At 39.5% G+C, this 17151-nt stretch carries 11 protein-coding genes and 3 pseudogenes; 7 read left to right on the forward strand and 7 right to left on the reverse strand.

Translation table 11 applies throughout. From position 1 onward, the window contains the following. Window positions 1–17 precede the first annotated feature (17 nt). From HQK88_05300 to HQK88_05310, 3 genes are all read left to right on the forward strand, one after another. Entirely contained in the window at window positions 18–974 is a 957-nt protein-coding gene (locus HQK88_05300; GenBank protein ID MBF0616220.1) for a glycosyltransferase family 2 protein, read from the forward strand. Then, window positions 971–1681 carry a class I SAM-dependent methyltransferase gene (locus tag HQK88_05305; protein MBF0616221.1) on the forward strand — a complete coding sequence of 237 codons (711 nt, stop codon included), beginning with the start codon at window positions 971–973 and terminating at the stop codon, window positions 1679–1681. The genes HQK88_05300 and HQK88_05305 overlap by 4 nt, the downstream gene beginning before the upstream one ends. Window positions 1682–1767: 86 nt before the next feature. Next, window positions 1768–3495: a hypothetical protein gene (locus HQK88_05310; GenBank protein ID MBF0616222.1), complete on the forward strand. Its 1728-nt coding sequence runs from the start codon at window positions 1768–1770 to the stop codon at window positions 3493–3495. A 23-nt stretch (window positions 3496–3518) separates the two neighbouring features. Here the strand turns inward: HQK88_05310 and HQK88_05315 are convergent, their stop codons facing one another. The 7 genes and pseudogenes from HQK88_05315 to HQK88_05345 all read right to left on the reverse strand — a co-directional run bounded on the left by HQK88_05315 (window position 3519) and on the right by HQK88_05345 (window position 10439). Beyond that, window positions 3519–4631 (reverse strand): glycosyltransferase family 9 protein, encoded by a 1113-nt coding sequence (locus HQK88_05315; protein ID MBF0616223.1) that lies wholly within the window; start codon window positions 4629–4631, stop codon window positions 3519–3521. 79 nt (window positions 4632–4710) lie between these two features. Then, window positions 4711–5253, reverse strand: a pseudogene (locus HQK88_05320) (transposase). A gap of 40 nt (window positions 5254–5293) precedes the next feature. Then, a pseudogene (locus tag HQK88_05325) lies at window positions 5294–5524 on the reverse strand (hypothetical protein). Between the two features lie 105 nt (window positions 5525–5629). Then, window positions 5630–6184: pseudogene (locus HQK88_05330) on the reverse strand (transposase). An 80-nt stretch (window positions 6185–6264) separates the two neighbouring features. Then, the gene (locus tag HQK88_05335; protein ID MBF0616224.1) at window positions 6265–7683 is read right to left on the reverse strand and encodes a flippase; all 1419 of its coding nucleotides are present in this window, start codon (window positions 7681–7683) and stop codon (window positions 6265–6267) included. Window positions 7684–7705: 22 nt separating this feature from the next. After that, window positions 7706–9721, reverse strand: a complete 2016-nt coding sequence (locus HQK88_05340; GenBank protein MBF0616225.1) for a tetratricopeptide repeat protein — start codon at window positions 9719–9721, stop codon at window positions 7706–7708. Window positions 9722–9725: 4 nt separating this feature from the next. Beyond that, window positions 9726–10439, reverse strand: a complete 714-nt coding sequence (locus HQK88_05345) for a helix-turn-helix transcriptional regulator (protein ID MBF0616226.1) — start codon at window positions 10437–10439, stop codon at window positions 9726–9728. A 312-nt stretch (window positions 10440–10751) separates the two neighbouring features. Here HQK88_05345 and HQK88_05350 point away from each other — a divergent pair, with 312 nt between their 5' ends. The 4 genes from HQK88_05350 to HQK88_05365 all read left to right on the forward strand — a co-directional run bounded on the left by HQK88_05350 (window position 10752) and on the right by HQK88_05365 (window position 17100). Next, window positions 10752–11000, forward strand: coding sequence for a helix-turn-helix domain-containing protein (locus tag HQK88_05350; GenBank protein MBF0616227.1), 249 nt, complete (start codon window positions 10752–10754; stop codon window positions 10998–11000). A 46-nt stretch (window positions 11001–11046) separates the two neighbouring features. Next, entirely contained in the window at window positions 11047–11658 is a 612-nt protein-coding gene (locus HQK88_05355) for a hypothetical protein (protein MBF0616228.1), read from the forward strand. Window positions 11659–11686: 28 nt separating this feature from the next. Beyond that, the gene (locus HQK88_05360; GenBank protein ID MBF0616229.1) at window positions 11687–15295 is read left to right on the forward strand and encodes a hypothetical protein; all 3609 of its coding nucleotides are present in this window, start codon (window positions 11687–11689) and stop codon (window positions 15293–15295) included. 176 nt (window positions 15296–15471) lie between these two features. Beyond that, window positions 15472–17100 carry a tetratricopeptide repeat protein gene (locus HQK88_05365; protein MBF0616230.1) on the forward strand — a complete coding sequence of 543 codons (1629 nt, stop codon included), beginning with the start codon at window positions 15472–15474 and terminating at the stop codon, window positions 17098–17100. Window positions 17101–17151: the final 51 nt, after the last annotated feature.

Below are 17151 nucleotides of genomic sequence, written 5' to 3' on the forward strand. Positions count from 1 at the left end.
TGAGTATTGGCAATAAAATGGTTATAGTGATTCCTGTATTTAATGATTGGGATAATGTAAGCTTGTTACTGCCTCTTATCAGTTCAGCTCTTAAAGAAGCCAATGACGCCGAAAATTGCGAGATTTTGCTGGTCGATGACGCCTCCACTATCTCTTTTAAGAGTGGCTTTTCTGTTAATGAATTCGCACACATAAAGAGTATAAAAATACTAAGATTAAAAAGAAATATAGGCCACCAAAAGGCCATTGCAATGGGTCTTTTTTATATACATCGTAATTTAGCTCCCAAAGCTGTATTGATAATGGATGGTGACGGCGAGGATAATCCTTCTGATCTACATAAATTAATAAACACTTGTGTTGAGAACAATTATGAAAAGATAGTCTTTGCTTTTAGGAATAAGAGATCAGAGGGGTATCTTTTTAGGATTTTTTATTTGTTTTATAAAATGATTTTCAGGCTCCTGACTGGTGTTAGTATTCGGATTGGTAATTTTAGCATTATTCCGGGCCAATTATTAGGACAGGTTATTACCCTTTCGGATATATGGCGGCATTACGCATCGGGAATTATGAAATCAAAGATAAACCGCATAGAAATTGCTGTTGACAGAGCAAAAAGGTTATGCGGTGAATCAAAGATGAATTTTACTGCTCTTATAATGCATGGTATAAGTGCTATTTCCGTTTATGGAGGTGTAGTGGGAATAAGGTTGTTGTTATTTTCTTTATTGGTAGCAATGACTTGTTCTGTTTTAATTTTTGTTACTGTTTTTATTCGGTTCTTTACAACATTAGCTATTCCAGGCTGGGCAACAAACGTGGTAATGACATTATTTGTCATCATTTTACAAACTATGCTCTTTATCTTATTTTTTATCTTTGTAATCTTCCAAAACATAGACTATAACCTCTCCTTTACGATTGAGAAAGAGTATGACTATCTTGTCGATAAAGTGACTGATGTGACATGAGTGCAGATTATTCATATGTTGGCACAGAGTTGGAAATTTTTAATGAAGCTGTAAACTGGAAGAGATATTTTACAGAGAAAATTGAACCATTCCTTGGCAATAATGTTTTAGAGGCAGGCGCAGGAATAGGCGGAACAACTAAGGCTCTGTGCCGGAAACACCATCATAATTGGGTTTGTATTGAACCGGATGCAGTGCTTGCTGACCAAATTAAGCAAAAAATAAGCAATGGCATATTGCCCTCTAATTGTAGTGTAAGAAATATGTTTGTATCCGATCTGCCTGAAACTGAGACGTATGATACTATAATATATATTGATGTAATTGAGCATATAAAAGACGATTTTAAAGAAATAGAAATGGTTGAGAGATTATTGAAAAAGAACGGTTTTTTAATTATACTTGTTCCTGCATACATGATTTTATATTCTGAATTTGATAGTAACGTTGGGCATTATAGAAGATATAACAAAAAAACCCTTCAGCGGATTATACCGGAAACCTTTAAAACTGTGCAGTTATTGTATCTTGATTCAGTTGGATTACTTGCATCTTTGGCTAATCGCTTATTTTTCAGGCAAGAGATGCCGTCAATGCAACAGATAAATAAGTGGGATAAGTATATTATTCCTATATCTAAAATAACTGACCCTCTGGTTAAATATAAAGCCGGACGCTCACTTGTTGGGGTATGGCAACATATTTGAGTATAGGTGTTGATGCAATTTGGCTTACGTATGTATGTGCAAAAAAGTTGACAAAAAACCTTCTGGAAATGATATAACGAGGTTGTATGAAAATGCCAGCGCGTATTAATCACAGGCAGCTTTTATTTTCTACTATCGCTTATCTGATTCCATTTTTTCTTGTAATAGCATACGACAAGATAATTCTGTCACGTCTATGGTACGTATCACCAGGTGATTGTGTTACAGGTAATTATGGTTTAGGTTTAAATTGGCTTACTTTGGATCCGTTAACTATTTTTCATTTGCCAATGTATTCGTTTCAGGAATTATTTGCAATTATAATTAAGTTCATGGGATTTCCCGATGATTTTGTAGTCACAGGGTATCTGCAGAAATTCAACAACATCGGGATAATTATCAATATCCTGATTTTAATAGCAACAGCCGTTTGGTTTGCTTATTTTGCGAACCTCTTGAAATTAAACATTATTGCCGTTTTCTTGTGTGGGCTGTTGGTTGCCTCAATGCCTGCTATCACTCTTATAATCACCTCGTGGTATGCACCTAATTTTACAATCGGTATCTTGTTAATACCCACTGCACTACCAATATTACATGCAATCTATACCGGCAAATTCCACTTAAGAAGTTTTTTTGCTGCTCTTGTCGTTATCGGTTTCTGTTTTTCTAACCATTTTTCCACAATGATTGTTCCTGTTGCCCTGATTATCAGCATATCTATTAGTTCATACGATAAACTTAATATTGTAATAAGCACTAACAAGGAAAATTTCGGAGCCAAAACATTTCTCGTATATTTGTTACACTTTGTGTTTATTGTAGATATATTTGTTGCCATTTTGTATTATCCTACGTTTTTTTCAATTTCTAAAAATTATTTCATTATTGTTTCGTTAGTAACGATATCATTATCTCTTACTATTTTATTATCATTGTATTACCTTAAAAGAAGAAAGCCGTTTGTTGCAAATTTAATTAAATATGTAAGCACACCTTTACTGGCAGGTTGGGCATTAGGCGCTAATTTTTTTATTCCTTATTGGGGAATAAGTGCCTCAAAAGCTTTTCTGTATAAGGGTATGGCTGACCCCCGGCTTCCTTTTACTGAGGTTTTAAGGAGATTGGATATATTTTATTTCGCTAAACAATTGTGGTGGAACTGGATAATTCTTTTGCTACTATCTTACGGAATATTTTTTGGCATTAAATTGTTATTAAAAAAAAACAGAACACATAGAATTGCTGTTTTTGTTCAATTTGTAGTTACTTTAACTATACTGCTCAATATTCTTATTGCTATGAACGTCACCATGGTAGGAGATAAATTAATAACCGGTAATGAGGTCAGGTATTTTGTACCGATGCTTTTTATTATCCCGATTTTTGTATATTATTTATTTAAAATTAAGCCAATCGGATATAAATTCATAGTTTGTCTGCTTTTTGTCCTTTCGTCGTTGTCCTTTTATGAATACATAAAGTATATAAATGCTGATAATGCAGAAGCTAATGCTCAGTTTATTCAAGCTGATAAGATTATAGATCAACATTTAGATAAGTATCCAAATGCAAGTATTATTTGTAAAAACACTTCTGTACCTGAAAGATGCGCCATACTTTCAGCCTTTCACAACTATCGCACACCTAAGAGCTTTGATAAGTTGAAGTTGACTGACTTGAGTAAACATAGAATAGTCTATTTCCATTGTACAGACGAAAATTCAAAAAAAGCTGAGTTTGCTAAGTTTATAAGAACTAATAATTTTACTAAACCCATACTCGTTTTACCTGAATCTTATGTTATTGAGTAAACCTCCGCATCTTATTTTAAGTGCTATAGCTTCATACAATCCATATTAGCGCAGCCACTTAAACACGGTGAGCAGTCTATGGTTTTTCTAACAATTTCCACATTATGGCCCAGTGGCCGCCACTGGGAGATGTCGTTAATGCCTCCACAAAACACTACTGTTTTCACACCCGCGCATCCGGCAATATGGGCACTCAGTGATTCCACCGTAAATATACATTCAGCTTTTTTGTAAAGGAGATATAATTCCCTTATACTTAACTTTCCCATCAGGTTAACAGCGTCTCTTTGCATGTGCTGTATTATATCCGAAAAGTACGGCAATTCGGAATTTGTGCCTGTAAACACTATTTTGTATGCCAACTCTATTTTCTCAATTATACGTGCCCATGACTCCGGTGACAGCATCTTTCTTGTATCCCCCGCACCGGGATGGATAACCACAAAGGGGCCGCCGATTGTGTTATTAATTATGTTGGTAACTTTTTTTTCATCAGTAGATTCCGTGTAGAGTTCATACTGGAGTTCGCTCAGTTTGGAGGTAATAGCTGCAGCATTCAGTACCTCAAGGTAGTGTTCCACCTCATGGTGACCCAGTGTCCATTTGGCTTTGTAGTCTAAAAGCTCACCAAAACCTCCTGTTGAATGCCCTGCTATGTATTTGACACCTCCCAGACGAAGGAGAGTGAGCAAATTACCGCCATAAGCTCTCAGCACAAAAGCTACGTCGTATTTTTTTACACGTAATATCATAAGCGCCTTTAAATAATCAAACACATGTTTTATAATTTTTGCCGGAAAATTTTTGCTTTTTCTGTTTAACATAAAATGATCGAGCTTTATGATTTTTCTGATAAAGGGATTGCCCTTTAGTATCTCAACCGCCCAACTGCCGCAGAGGACGTCAATTTGGCAGGACGGATAAGTGTGTTTGATAAGCTGCAGAACTGATGTCATCATTAGGACATCACCGGCATGGTCGGGTTTGACAATGAGGATTTTATTGATGTGTTCCGGTATATTTCTTTTTTTGAAAAGAGGGGTGGTTAGTAAATCAATTAATTTTAATAATATGATAACCTTTTTGTTTAGGTAGAGGTAACCGTAGTTTAGCGGATTTTTTTTGGTTTTAGTCATAGGGTTGTAGAGTAAAGGGCGAATAATTATTCGCCCCTACCTGTGCGGGTGGATTAATCTTGCATAATGGGTTATTCCTGTCAGAATCCCAATTTAATGGATTGCCCTGAATGTATTCCCTGATTTTGTTTAATTCATCCTCATTACGGATGATGTGTTCGTAATAATTGCGTTGCCATAATTTACTGGAATATGGCATCCATCCACTTTGTTTTACACCGTCGGAGTATTTTTTTGTCGTCATCGTTTTGAATCGATTCATAATATCCGATAACGTAGGGGCAACCCCCTGTGGTTGCCCATTCTTTAATTTTTGTCCGTTGATATTATCAGGGCAGGCACAGGGGCCTGCCCCTACAATTTCTATTATTCCATGGAAATGGTTCGGCATAACGATATTTTCATGAACACAAAATCCACAATAATGTTGTGGAATACCATTCCATACCATTTGAATCATCTTTCCCGCATCGGTTAAAACAATGTTCCCGTTATTAATTTCACCAAACAAACACTCACGGTTTTGTGTGCATAATGTTATAAAATATGCACCTGCCTGAGAATAATCATATCCCTTCAGACGCATTGATTGACGATGCTGGATTTCATGGGTGTTTATCATATATTTTTTAGCCGCTACTTGTCCCCGCTGCTTGTTGATTTCTCTTTTTGCCTGTTTCTGTTACCATTTCTACCTGGGGACAATTTGTCCCCAGATAGGCGCCTAATTCTATATCCCTTTTTCTGAGTTTTTTCAGGTAATCGGTTGGATTTATTGAACCAGAAAGCGCTTCTACAACATCAATTACCGAGAAATACCATGTCTCTGTCTTTTCATCGTAATAACGCCTAATTTTTTTACTTTCAAAAACGGCTAATGTCTTGTCAGTCATTGCTTTCCCTCCCCTGTGCTCTTTTTATTCCTTCTCCATGCGGTATTTTATATCGTAATTAATTATGAAATCCAGTTCTTCGTGGATGTCGTTAACATTACAGCGTGGATTATCTCTGTCAGAATCCCAATTTAATGGATTGCTTTGAATATATTCCCTGATTATGTTTAATTCATTCTCATTACGGATGATGTGTTCATAATAGTTACGTTGCCATACAGGAGTTGTCGATGTTTGGCGCAATTTATTTATGTTTTTGGTTGTGACGGACTTAAAACCTGAAATCAAAGAACCGATTGATTTTTGTTTTGGACCACTGTGTTTTCTCGTAGGGGCGACCGGCGGGTCGCCCATTGCATTAATAACCACAATACAATGAAAATGGTTTTGCATTATTACAAATTCGTCTAATACTATTTCAGAGCGGAGTTCGGTGGATTTAACCCATTCATCCCGTACTATTATTCCGTATTCGTTCAATATTATTTCTGGGCGAACGCCGTTCGCCCCTACATGATTTCCGTTCACACTTGCCATTCCACCAAACAAACACTCGCGGTTTTGTGTGCATATTGTTATGAAAAATGCCACCGACTGAGAATAATCATATCCCTTCAAACGCATTGATTTACGACTCTGCCCCTCCTTGCTGTATTTCATATGTTTTATTAATCTCCGTTTGTAGGGGCGACCGGCTGGTCGCCCTTTTTTGTCATATCATGGGCGAATGCCATCCGCCCCTACGTTCTAATATCCTTAAGAAATCTTATATCCTCTTTAGTAACGCATCCAGTAAGGTATATAAGTGAAAAAAACGCTCCAACACCAACCGCAGCCTCCGCTATCCACGGTAAAAATCCCTTTATAATATAACACAGCAAGCCGCAAACCAGAGTTATAAGTATCAGTTTTAAGTAGAGCAGCAGGTTGAAAGCACCTTTTGTATTTTTATTAATTACATACATCCGGACAATAAAAACACTGTAGATCGTAATGAGTGCGGCATAGGCGCTCCCAAAGCCATGCAATATAGGTATCAGAAAAAAATTTAATATTATATTAATTGAAACTGCAATAGTCATGGAAACACACGCAAACCACTGTCTCTCCGTTGCCTGAAGCGTTATGTCCGTTAGATGGTTAAGAAAAACAGCCGGCACAATCCATATCAAATACATAAGCATACCGGCACTGTCTGAAAACTTAGCACCAAATAACAAGGCAATCACCTCGGCTGAGTTAACCGTAGCGATAAATGATATACATAAGCCCAGAGTCAGAAGCGGTTTAGTCAGCTGGTTAATGAAATCTCCGACAGAGCCACGTTTTGCTGCCCATAGGTTTGCCATCTTTGGAAAAGCCGCCATTGTTAAACCGCTTGGGATAAACATGCCGACAAGGACTATTTTGTAGGCTCCGTTATATAATCCAACGGTGGCAAGAGTTTCATACTTTGAAAGTATAACCTTGTCAATATTAAAAATCACCTCACCCATAAAGGCAGCTAAGGCAAACGGTATGGATTTTCTTAAAATTGCCAACATTTTAATACTGCTGCTGTCGCCATCTGTCGTATAATTATGAAAATACCGTTTAAAAATAAACACAGACATAAGCACTACTAAGGCGCCCGAAAACAGATAGGGAAGCATCAGATGAGGCATTTTTACGCCAAACACCAGGAGCAGCAAAATGCCTGCCGCACTTAGGAATCTAAATGTAATTGTTATACCACTTTCGACCTCCATTCTTTCAATGCCCATAAACGGAGCTCTCAGAATTGATGATGTATAGACAAACGCCGTAGAAAGTGAAAAAATCAGTATCCCGTAAAACTCCTGTACGCCATATCCACTTGCATATGCCGTAGTGAGAGAAACGATTACCGCAAACACACACAGAACTATACGCAACGTAATGATTTTATTTAAATATCTCCTGTCAATTGCTCTGGTCTTTCCAATCTCTTTAATTAAAAATGTCTGAAGCCCGCCGTCATAAAAATAGTAAAAGAGAGCGACAAAGGACATTGTAAGCGAGTACAAGCCAAACTCAGCAGCGCCGAGTTTTCTTGTAATAAACACAATAATAAGCAGACTTAAAATTTTCTCTGTTATTTGTGAGGCCGTTAGAAATGATATGTTTCTAAGTAGTGCCATTATTTGTAAAAAGCCACTTCTATCATCTGCCGACCCTCTCAGCCTTTTTCTTTGCAATTGCAAGATTAGTGAGAGCCTCTTTAAAATCCGGCCGTATTGAAATGGCTTTTTCAAAGGATTTTATAGCACCCTGTATATCTCCTTTTAGCATAAGAGCGCTCCCCAACCCGTTAAAGGCTTCAGCAGACACGGGGGATATATTTAAAGCCGCTGTGAAAACATTAACCGCCTCATCAAATCGCTTTTCATAAATAAGCACATTGCCAAGGTTAACCATTGCCTCAGGATAGCCGGGCTGTATCCGGAGAGCTTTTCGATAAGCACTCTCTGCCTCTGTTAATTTACCGGTTGAAGCATAAACATTTCCAAGATAAAAATGTGCTTTTGCATCGTAGGGATTTAGATTTACTGATATTTGCAGGTTTTCTAAAGCCTCTGCCGGTTTGCCGGTATATAAATACGTTATACCAAGGTTGTAACGTAGCAGGGCAGAGTTTGGCGATATCGCCAAGGCTTTATTTAAATACTGAAGCGCTGTATCAAGTTGCCCTCTTGATGACATTATTGTGCCAAGTCCAATGTATGCTTCAATGCAGCGAGGGTTTAACTGTAAAGCAAGATTTAAGTTTTCAAGAGCTTTATCAATTTTCCCCTCATACATGTACGCAATCCCTATGCCGGCTCTGGAATCAGCAAAGTCAGGTTTAATAGAAATCGCCGATAAATAATTGCTCACAGCCTCAGAGATTTTCCACTGTCTTAGCAGGGTATCGGCTAAATTGTTGTATAACACATAGTTGTTTTTCGTTACCGAAATGCCATGCCTTAAAATTGTCTCAGAATTTCTCCAGTAAGAAACCTGCCTGAATGAAATTGACATAAAAAATAGGATTGCGATGACAGCAAATATGGCAGCGACATGGTACTTTGCAAATCTCTCCGTCAACTCTGACACAAGAAAGGCAATTATTATAAACAGTCCGACATAGGATACATACGTGTATCTGTCTGCCATAGACTGAGCACCCGACTGAACTATACCAATAACCGGAGACACTGTAACTAAATAAAAAAACCAGCCGGTAAAAATGTAAGGCTGTTTCCGCTTTTTGAAGCCATACAGAGCAGTAAATGTTATTCCAGTTGCAAGAATCAAGCAAACCACTACTTTCCAAAATGCAATGTTAAGATCGTATGGATACAAGATAGACATGTTTACCGGAATGAATAGTTTTGATATGTATTTTATCAGTGAAGTCATGGCATTACCAAGCCGTGTGAACAAACTAATCGGTATAGCCGTTTCAATCGCTCCTGAGCTTTTCTGCGCTAGGTATGTTACAACAGAAATTGCTGTTGAAAAAAAGAAAAAAGGGATTTTTTCGTAAATTACAGAGAGTTTGCTATCTCTGTCCTTAAACCTTTCTAACGGGTATATATCAATAATTAGCAGTATTAATGGCAAAGATACTGCCATAGGTTTAGACATTAAGGAGAAAATAAAAGCAATTAATGTAAAACTGTATTTTGTGACAGACGGTTTTTTTACGTAAGAAAGATACAGGAGTATGGAAAGGAAAAAGAAAAGTGCATATAGCACGTCTTTTCTTTCTGAAATCCATACAACCGACTCAACGTGCATCGGGTGTGTTGCAAAAGCAAGAGCTGTACATAAACTGATGCCGGTAGTCCTAAATAATCCCTGCATGACATAAAACAGCACTATAGATGATGCCGCATGGAACACAACATTAATAAGATGGTGGCCATAGGCACTTAAACCAAACAGAGAGACTGCCAACATATTTGAAACATCAACCAAAGGAGACCAATATCCATTGGTCATTGTTTTAAATGCCTGTATAAAACCCCCCGTAGTTAATCCATTTAGTACAAGAGGATTGTTGGTTACATAAACAGGGTCATCGTAGTTGATGAAATCAAAATGTACAACCTGAAAATATATTCCCGCTATGGAAAGTAGTATCGCTATAGGTGGCATCAACTTTAAAAGGCAGTTCCTTTTGGAAGTTAACATTATATCAACCTCTCATTGCCGACACCTTTGAGTACAGATGCTCCAGTTGACTATCCTCCAGATCGGTTATTGAGTTGACTCCATAAATTTCGTATATGTAATTGTCGAGCCCCTTCTTAGTCCAGCCCAGCTCTTTTTTAGTTATAGCCAAAATGTCCGAACATCGTTTTTTTCTGCGCAATAGAATGTCCTTATCAGGTGCAGCTTTTGCCTTTTTTAACTTGCCCTTCCATCTAATCAGGTACGACTCAGCCTTTTGAAATTCTGTCTCCATTATTTGCCTGTAGTAATGAACTTTAAAGTGCTTACTGATGGCATTATACACAGCTGCAAGGCTTTTTGGCTTTCCACTGGTTTCTCTTTCAAGCTCCACTATCTCCTCTGCCAAATCATGAACCTTAGCCGCTTGTGCATCCGTCATATCACCGCTTTTGTATATGTAGCTGTTAGCAGGTATCACGCTGGACATGCCGGTTGCAGCTATCATAAATTCCTTATGCTCAGGCGGTTTGTCAGTCCTAAGAAGGTCGTCAACCGTAATTCCTCCAATATCGGCAAGTTTTATTAAAATATCGGCACGAGGCAGTTCTTTTGCCTTACAATATCCCGATAACCTGCCAGGACTTATTCCCAACACGGTTGAAAGCATCCTGTACGTCAGCTGATATTGAGCCATCAGCTGGGCTATGTAATCACCTATTCTTTTTTTTAAATCCATAAAAAATCAATCCAAAACATAAAAATTATATTGACACTTTGTTCCTAATACAGTACAATATGCCTATGAATGCAAATATTGACACTTTGTTCCTAATACGAAACATGTATTATATTTTTAAGTTAATATTTGCAGTTGCCTTAACAACTCCTTACGACACGGATAGAGCATTCAATGTCGTATCTGTTCCGATTTCAATAAACGTCAGAACCCTGACTGTTATGTATTTTATACAATTCAAAGGTATTAATCAACGCTTGGGGGCGTTGCAACGGTTTGACAGTTAAAAATGATAAAGGAGGCTAAGAGGTAATGAGTACTTCAGGGGAAATTGAATCATTTTTTGAGATTGACGAAATAAGGACTGAGTTAACTAAGGGGCCGGAGTTTTACACTCTTGATGAGATAGCAAAGATGCTGAGGTTGAGTTATATAACCATGTACCGGCTTGTTGAGATAGGCGATATAGCGGCCTCAAAGGTAGCTGGCAGATGGAGAATAACAAAAAGCGCTTTACAGCATTATCTTGAAAGCCGTCATCCGTTCAATATGGAGGATTAACATAAAATTTTATTTTTACTTGACATTTGCGTATCTTTCTCTGTTTATGTTACCATTGATTATGGCTGATGGCAATAATTATAAGCGTTCACCGTTAATAGCGAACTTTGGCACTGTGGTTGCTCTGCTTATCGGAGGAGCTGTGTTTTTATTGGTCATTACATCCATCATTGTGGCTAAATACACCGGTGTGCATGGCGGCGCTGAGGTTACTTTCAGTAACAAGAGCGTTATAGCGTTTTTTGTCGTTTTTCTGAGTTACGGCTTTGTCGCCATTTTTCTTGTGATGCTTTTTACATACAGGATTTTAAGCCCGTTTAGCAGGCTTATAAACGAAATCCAGGCAATCCTTGCCGGCGACCTGTCAAAGCGGCTCTGCTTACGGGACAGGGATGTGTACCTCATAAGGAATTTTGTGTCAGATGTAAATAAGGTGGTTGACAACCTGCAAACTATGCACATTCTTAAGGATGACCTGACAAAACAGATTGACTCTGAAGGGCAGCAAATAATTTCCATGTTAAATAATCATCCCGCACTTGATGAGGAAACAAAAAACGCTGTGTTTTTATATCATGAAAAGGTAATTTCTATCGTCAAAGGCACGGAGGAATCTGCTGTAGCTCCCCCAGACTTAAGCACTAAGTCTGATACTTAGAAAATAGAATTTCGTTTAATGGAGGCTGATGGGGATTACCTACGAGTTCAGAACTGATAAGGGTGTTTTATTAACCGCAGGGCCGCCTGATGAACAAGGCACCGGAGACGATTCGTTTATATATATAAAACTGCAGGTTTCATCTCAAAGCAAAAAATCGCCTGTTATTTTACCTGATGTTTTACACTGGGGCTTGACAAGGGATGAAAAGGGGAAATGGAATATCCCTGAGGTAGGTTTGTGGCCTGAGGGTTCTCTGAATGTAACAGGTTCAGCACTTCAATCCCCTTTTAAAACTCGCCATGATGATGACTGTAGAGTTAATGAACTTCTGTTAAAAGTTAAAAAAGATACTCCCTATAAGATAATTGAGTTTGTGCTGTATTTTTCCCAAAATAACTTGTGGGATAATAATGGCGGAAAAAACTTCAAAATCAAAATCAGGGATTTTATTGTAAATAAATCTAAAGAAAAAGACTCATCATCAGAAGTTCTGCGCCAATATCCAGCATTTCCCACGGAAACCGACGGTTTTACTTTTAATTTGCCGCCCTACGGTACTCTGTACGCATCCTTAGATAAGTCGTCATCCCAAACCGTGCTCAGCCTCAGCTCTGACATCCCGCCACCGTTAATCCTTCACTGGGGAGTTTCAGAAAGAGGAGGCGGCAAATGGCAAATCCCCGCAGAGTATGAAGTCACAGAGGGAAATACTTTCATTAAAAACGGTTCTCTCGAAAATGAATTTATTGAAAGAAACGGACGTTTTTCTTTAACTATAAAATTTTCCGCCGATACCGCTCCGGTCTGCATTCTGTTTGTTCTTTTCAAACCCGACAAGGGTGTATGGATAAAAAATGGCCGTGAAGATTTTAAAATACAACTTAAAGAGGTTCAGCCACTCGGTGACACTGACCACACTGAGGTTATAGATGAAATTGTATCTAAAGAAACCGGCCCTCAGTCGTGGACCCTGATGCACAGATTTAACTTGTGCCATAATTTCAGCGAGAGAATGTCTAACGACAGAAACGGTTTGTACCTTATGTATATATGGCTCAGGTACTCAGCTCTCAGGCAGCTTGACTGGCAGAGAAACTATAACACGCAGCCGCGGGAGCTTAGCCACGCTCTTGACAGACTATGTCTTAAGCTTGCCTCAATATACGCAGACAGTCCGTCAGTCAGACACATAATACCCATGATACTGTCAAACATTGGCCCGGGCGGCGATGGTCAGCGAATACGTGACGAAATTCTCAACATCATGCACAGAAACAAATTAAAAGAAGTTAACCACACCTTCATAGAACAATGGCATCAGAAGCTTCACAATAACGCAACAGCCGATGATATTGTCATCTGTAAGGCTTACATAGAATTTCAGCGGTCAAACGGCAGCCTTGATGTGTTTTACTCTGTGTTAAACTCCATGGGGGTAACCAGAGAGCGCCTCATGGGTTTTGAACGTCCCATAAAAAGTGACCCTGAGTTTATACCCCATCTTCGGGATGTCCTGGTAAGGGATTTTGAACACTACCTTAAGATACTTAACTCCGTGCATAAGGGGGTAGATCTCGAAAGATGCCGTGATTCAGTCTCATACATATTTGGAGACGATGTCATGGGAGCCCTGAGATTTATTGTTGAAAATAAAGACAGCATGGATATCACTGTGGTTACAAGACTTTTTACCACAATAAAGTGGATACGTCAGCGTATCAGAGGCATTATCGTTTCAGAACGTGACCTTGGGCGTCTTAAGGATTTATTATTCCTGGACCTATCCCTGATGGAGTACCTGCGGGTGTTGACAGAGAGAAACCTTCACGCCAATCTGGGCGGACACACGCTGCTTGAGCTTGTGGATTTGTCTTTAGAAAACTTACTGCTAACTGATTTGCCTCCCGTTGAAAAGGCAAATTCATCCTATGATATCAGGGCTGAAATACAGAGTTGTATTAATCATATAAGAAAAATTAACTCTGTGGAGGGCACCGAATGGGTGCTGAGCTCACTGTCTGTGGTGGAAAGAATAGAGAGATTTGTAGGCTTGTTTGTTGATTTTTATTATAGTGCATTCCAGGCACGGGCTGAGCATTTAGGTAACAGGTTTAATGCAGCGCCCTGGAGTGTCACCATGTTTACAGAGGAGGTGCTGAGGGGGCAGTTTCACTTTGTTGTCTCTCTTTTACTAAGATACCTGAACCGGCTGCTAAGGACTGAAGCGGGGCTCAGGAAGTGGCAGGTACTTAGCCCGTTTGAAGCCTCAGGCATAGTTGAGCTGTACCATACCCTCAAGGAAACAGAAGGTTTTGAGTTTAAGCAGCAAACCGTGATAATAACCGAGAAAGTCTCAGGGGATGAGGATATTCCAGCCGGAGTGACCGCTGTAATATCAGAGGAGATGGCTGACATAGTTTCTCACGTGTCAGTCAGGGCAAGGAACGAACGAATTCTCTTTGCCACCTGTTTTAGCGATGAAATCGTATCCCATTTAAAATCTTTAAAGGGCAAGTACATTTCCCTGTTTATTAATTCTCAGGGAGAAGTCGTTGTAAACGAACTGGAAAAACCTACAGATACGGTTGAAACTAAAAAGCAAACTTCAGTTACACCGTTAAAGAGCAAGAAAAGAGCGGCTAAACCATGTGATACTGCCGATGTAATCAGTGCAGGTGAGTTTACTAAATCGTGTGTCGGCGGAAAGTCTCTAAACCTGATAAAGCTAAAGAGTAAGCTTCCTGGCTGGATAAATCTGCCTGAGTCGGCTGCTGTCCCGTTTGGTGTTTTTGACAAGGTACTTGTCCATCCTTCAAATGAAAAGGTACATGAAAAGTATAAGCTATTAATAGATGATCTAAATAACACCGTAAGTGAAATGCACGCTGAAAAGGTGTCTGCAATCTTATCAAGTCTCCAGTTAACTGTGATGTCTTTAACGCTTCCTGATGATTTTCTGTCATTACTGGCAACAGTGCTTCAGTCATCGGGGCTTCTTGCAGTGAAAAACGGCTCAGATACAGAAACGTTTGCCATCTGCATAAAGCAGGTATGGGCCTCGGTGTGGAATACCCGTGCGTATTATAACAGAAAGAAAATGCAGCTTGACGGACACATAGACATGGCCGTGCTGATACAGAGAGTTATAGAGGCAGATTATGCTTTTGTAATCCACACGGTAAACCCGGTGACGAGAGATTCTGAGGAGATGTTTGCCGAGGTAGTTCTCGGCCTTGGGGAGACTATAGTGGGTAACTATCCTGGCAGGGCATTGAGCTTTACCTGTAAAAAATCCATAGGAGTGCCGGTGGTGTTATCATATCCGGGTAAAAGTGTTGGGCTTTACGGGGGTGGATTAATTTTCCGGTCTGACTCTAATGCAGAGGATTTGGAAAACTACGCCGGAGCCGGACTCTATGACAGCATCATAACGCCGCAACCCAGATGTGTCCCTCTTGACTATTCAACAGAGCCGCTTTTTTGGGATGAAAACCTCAGAAACGACACACTTCTTTCCATAGCCGATATAGGAAAAGCTGTTGAAGAGGCCCTTGGCGCCCCACAGGACATTGAGGGGGTTTACTCAAAGGGCAGATTCTACGTGGTGCAAAGTCGCCCTCAGGTGGGAATTTAGACATTATAATTAACCATATCTCTAAAACAACTACCACAAGATAAAAAATGTCTTAAAGTGAAGTTCTTTACCATATGAGTTTTACTTAGTTCTGAACATTCATATTTCAAGCATAAGATCATTTTAGTCAGTTTTCTTAAACATCCCGTCTGTGGTAGCATAATAGAAGGGAAAATATGGCAACAAGTGTTGAGAGCAAATGGAAAAAAGGCGACGAAATTATAAGGCGTTATGAGGTCATTGACATTAAAGCCGGCGGCATGGGGATTGTCTATATTTGCTATGACCGCAGATTTAAGAAAAAGGTTGCCCTAAAAACCCTTCAACAACAGTATCTAAACAGCAAAACTCTCAGTGCCCGGTTTATGTGGGAGGCTGAGACGTGGGTGCGGCTTGAAAAGCATCAAAATATAGTACAGGCAGAGTATGTTACTAAAATAGAGGATTTGCCGTTTATCTGCCTTGAGTACATAGAGGGGAGCGAAAAGTACGGGGCTGAACTAAAGGGCTGGATAAGAAAAGGCGGTATAGATTTGCCCGGCAGCATCAACTTTGCCCTGCAGTTTTGTAACGGCATGGTGCATGCCTCCGTTAAGTTTAAAGAGATGAGGCGACCGTTTATTTACAGGGATGTAAAACCCGCCAACATTATGGTTACAGCAGATAAAACGGTAAAGATAACAGATTTCGGCCTTGTAAAGCTTGCATTGGAGCCTGAGGCTAAAGCAGACAAAAAACGCACAAATAATGACGAGCCGGAGGATTTTGCTATGACTCAAACCGGTACAATTGTTGGCACTCCTTACTACATGTCACCAGAGCAGTGGCTAAATAAGGAGTTGGATGAAAGAGCTGACATTTATGCGTTTGGCTGCGTTTTTTATGAAATGATTACAGGCGCCCCCCCATTTTCAGCAAAAAACCTGGATGACATAAAAGAACTCCACCTAAGAGCAACCCCAAAGCCTATCCCTGATTTACCAGGCAAACTTACAGCTCTGATAGGCACCTGTCTTAAGAAAGACAGAGAAAAAAGATATAGCAGTTTCAACGTTATACGGGACGAACTCAACGACATGTATCATTCCTTTACCGGTTCAAGGGTGTATCAGGATGACAACTCAGACACCATGAAATCATGGGAGCTTATTAATAAAGGCATATCGCTGTTTAATCTTAAATACTATAATGAAGCTCTTGAGTGTTTTAATGCGGCGTTGAGACTTAAAGCCTCAAATCCGGATGCTTACAGAAGCCGCGGTAGCACATTCCACGCACTAGGGCGGTATGATGAGGCGATAAGCGATTTTAAGGATTCAATACGATTAAACCCAAAATCTGCCGAGACGTATTACAATCGTGGTGTTACCTTTTTTGCCGCAGGCCGAAGCGAAAAAGCTGTGGATGACTACACAAAAGCAATAGAGCTTGATGAAAACTATGCTGAGGCTTACTTTAACCGTGGTGTTGTTTTAAGAAAACTTGGCAAGTTAGACGAGGCCATAGAGGACTACGGACAGGCCATACGTGTAAAACCAGACTATGTTAAGGCCTACCAAAGCCGTGGAAATGCGCACTTTGCCACGGGTAACTACGAGGCGGCTGCGGCAGATTATAAAAAAGCTTATAAATTAAACAGAACTTCACTGGATGCCCTCTTCAATCTTGCCCTTACCTGTGAGTATCTTGAGAAAACTGAGAATGCTTTGCTGTATTGGAAACTTTTTCTGTCTGAGACAAAAAACTCCCCACAGCATAGTGCTAAGGCAGACACTGCCAGGGCTCACATCAAATCTCTCTCATGAGAAACCACTTATCAGGCATTTTGTGTTATAATATGTATTGTGAGTGAAAAA

The organism is Nitrospirota bacterium (genome assembly GCA_015233895.1).
Taxonomy (GTDB): Bacteria; Nitrospirota; Thermodesulfovibrionia; order Thermodesulfovibrionales; family Magnetobacteriaceae; genus Magnetomonas.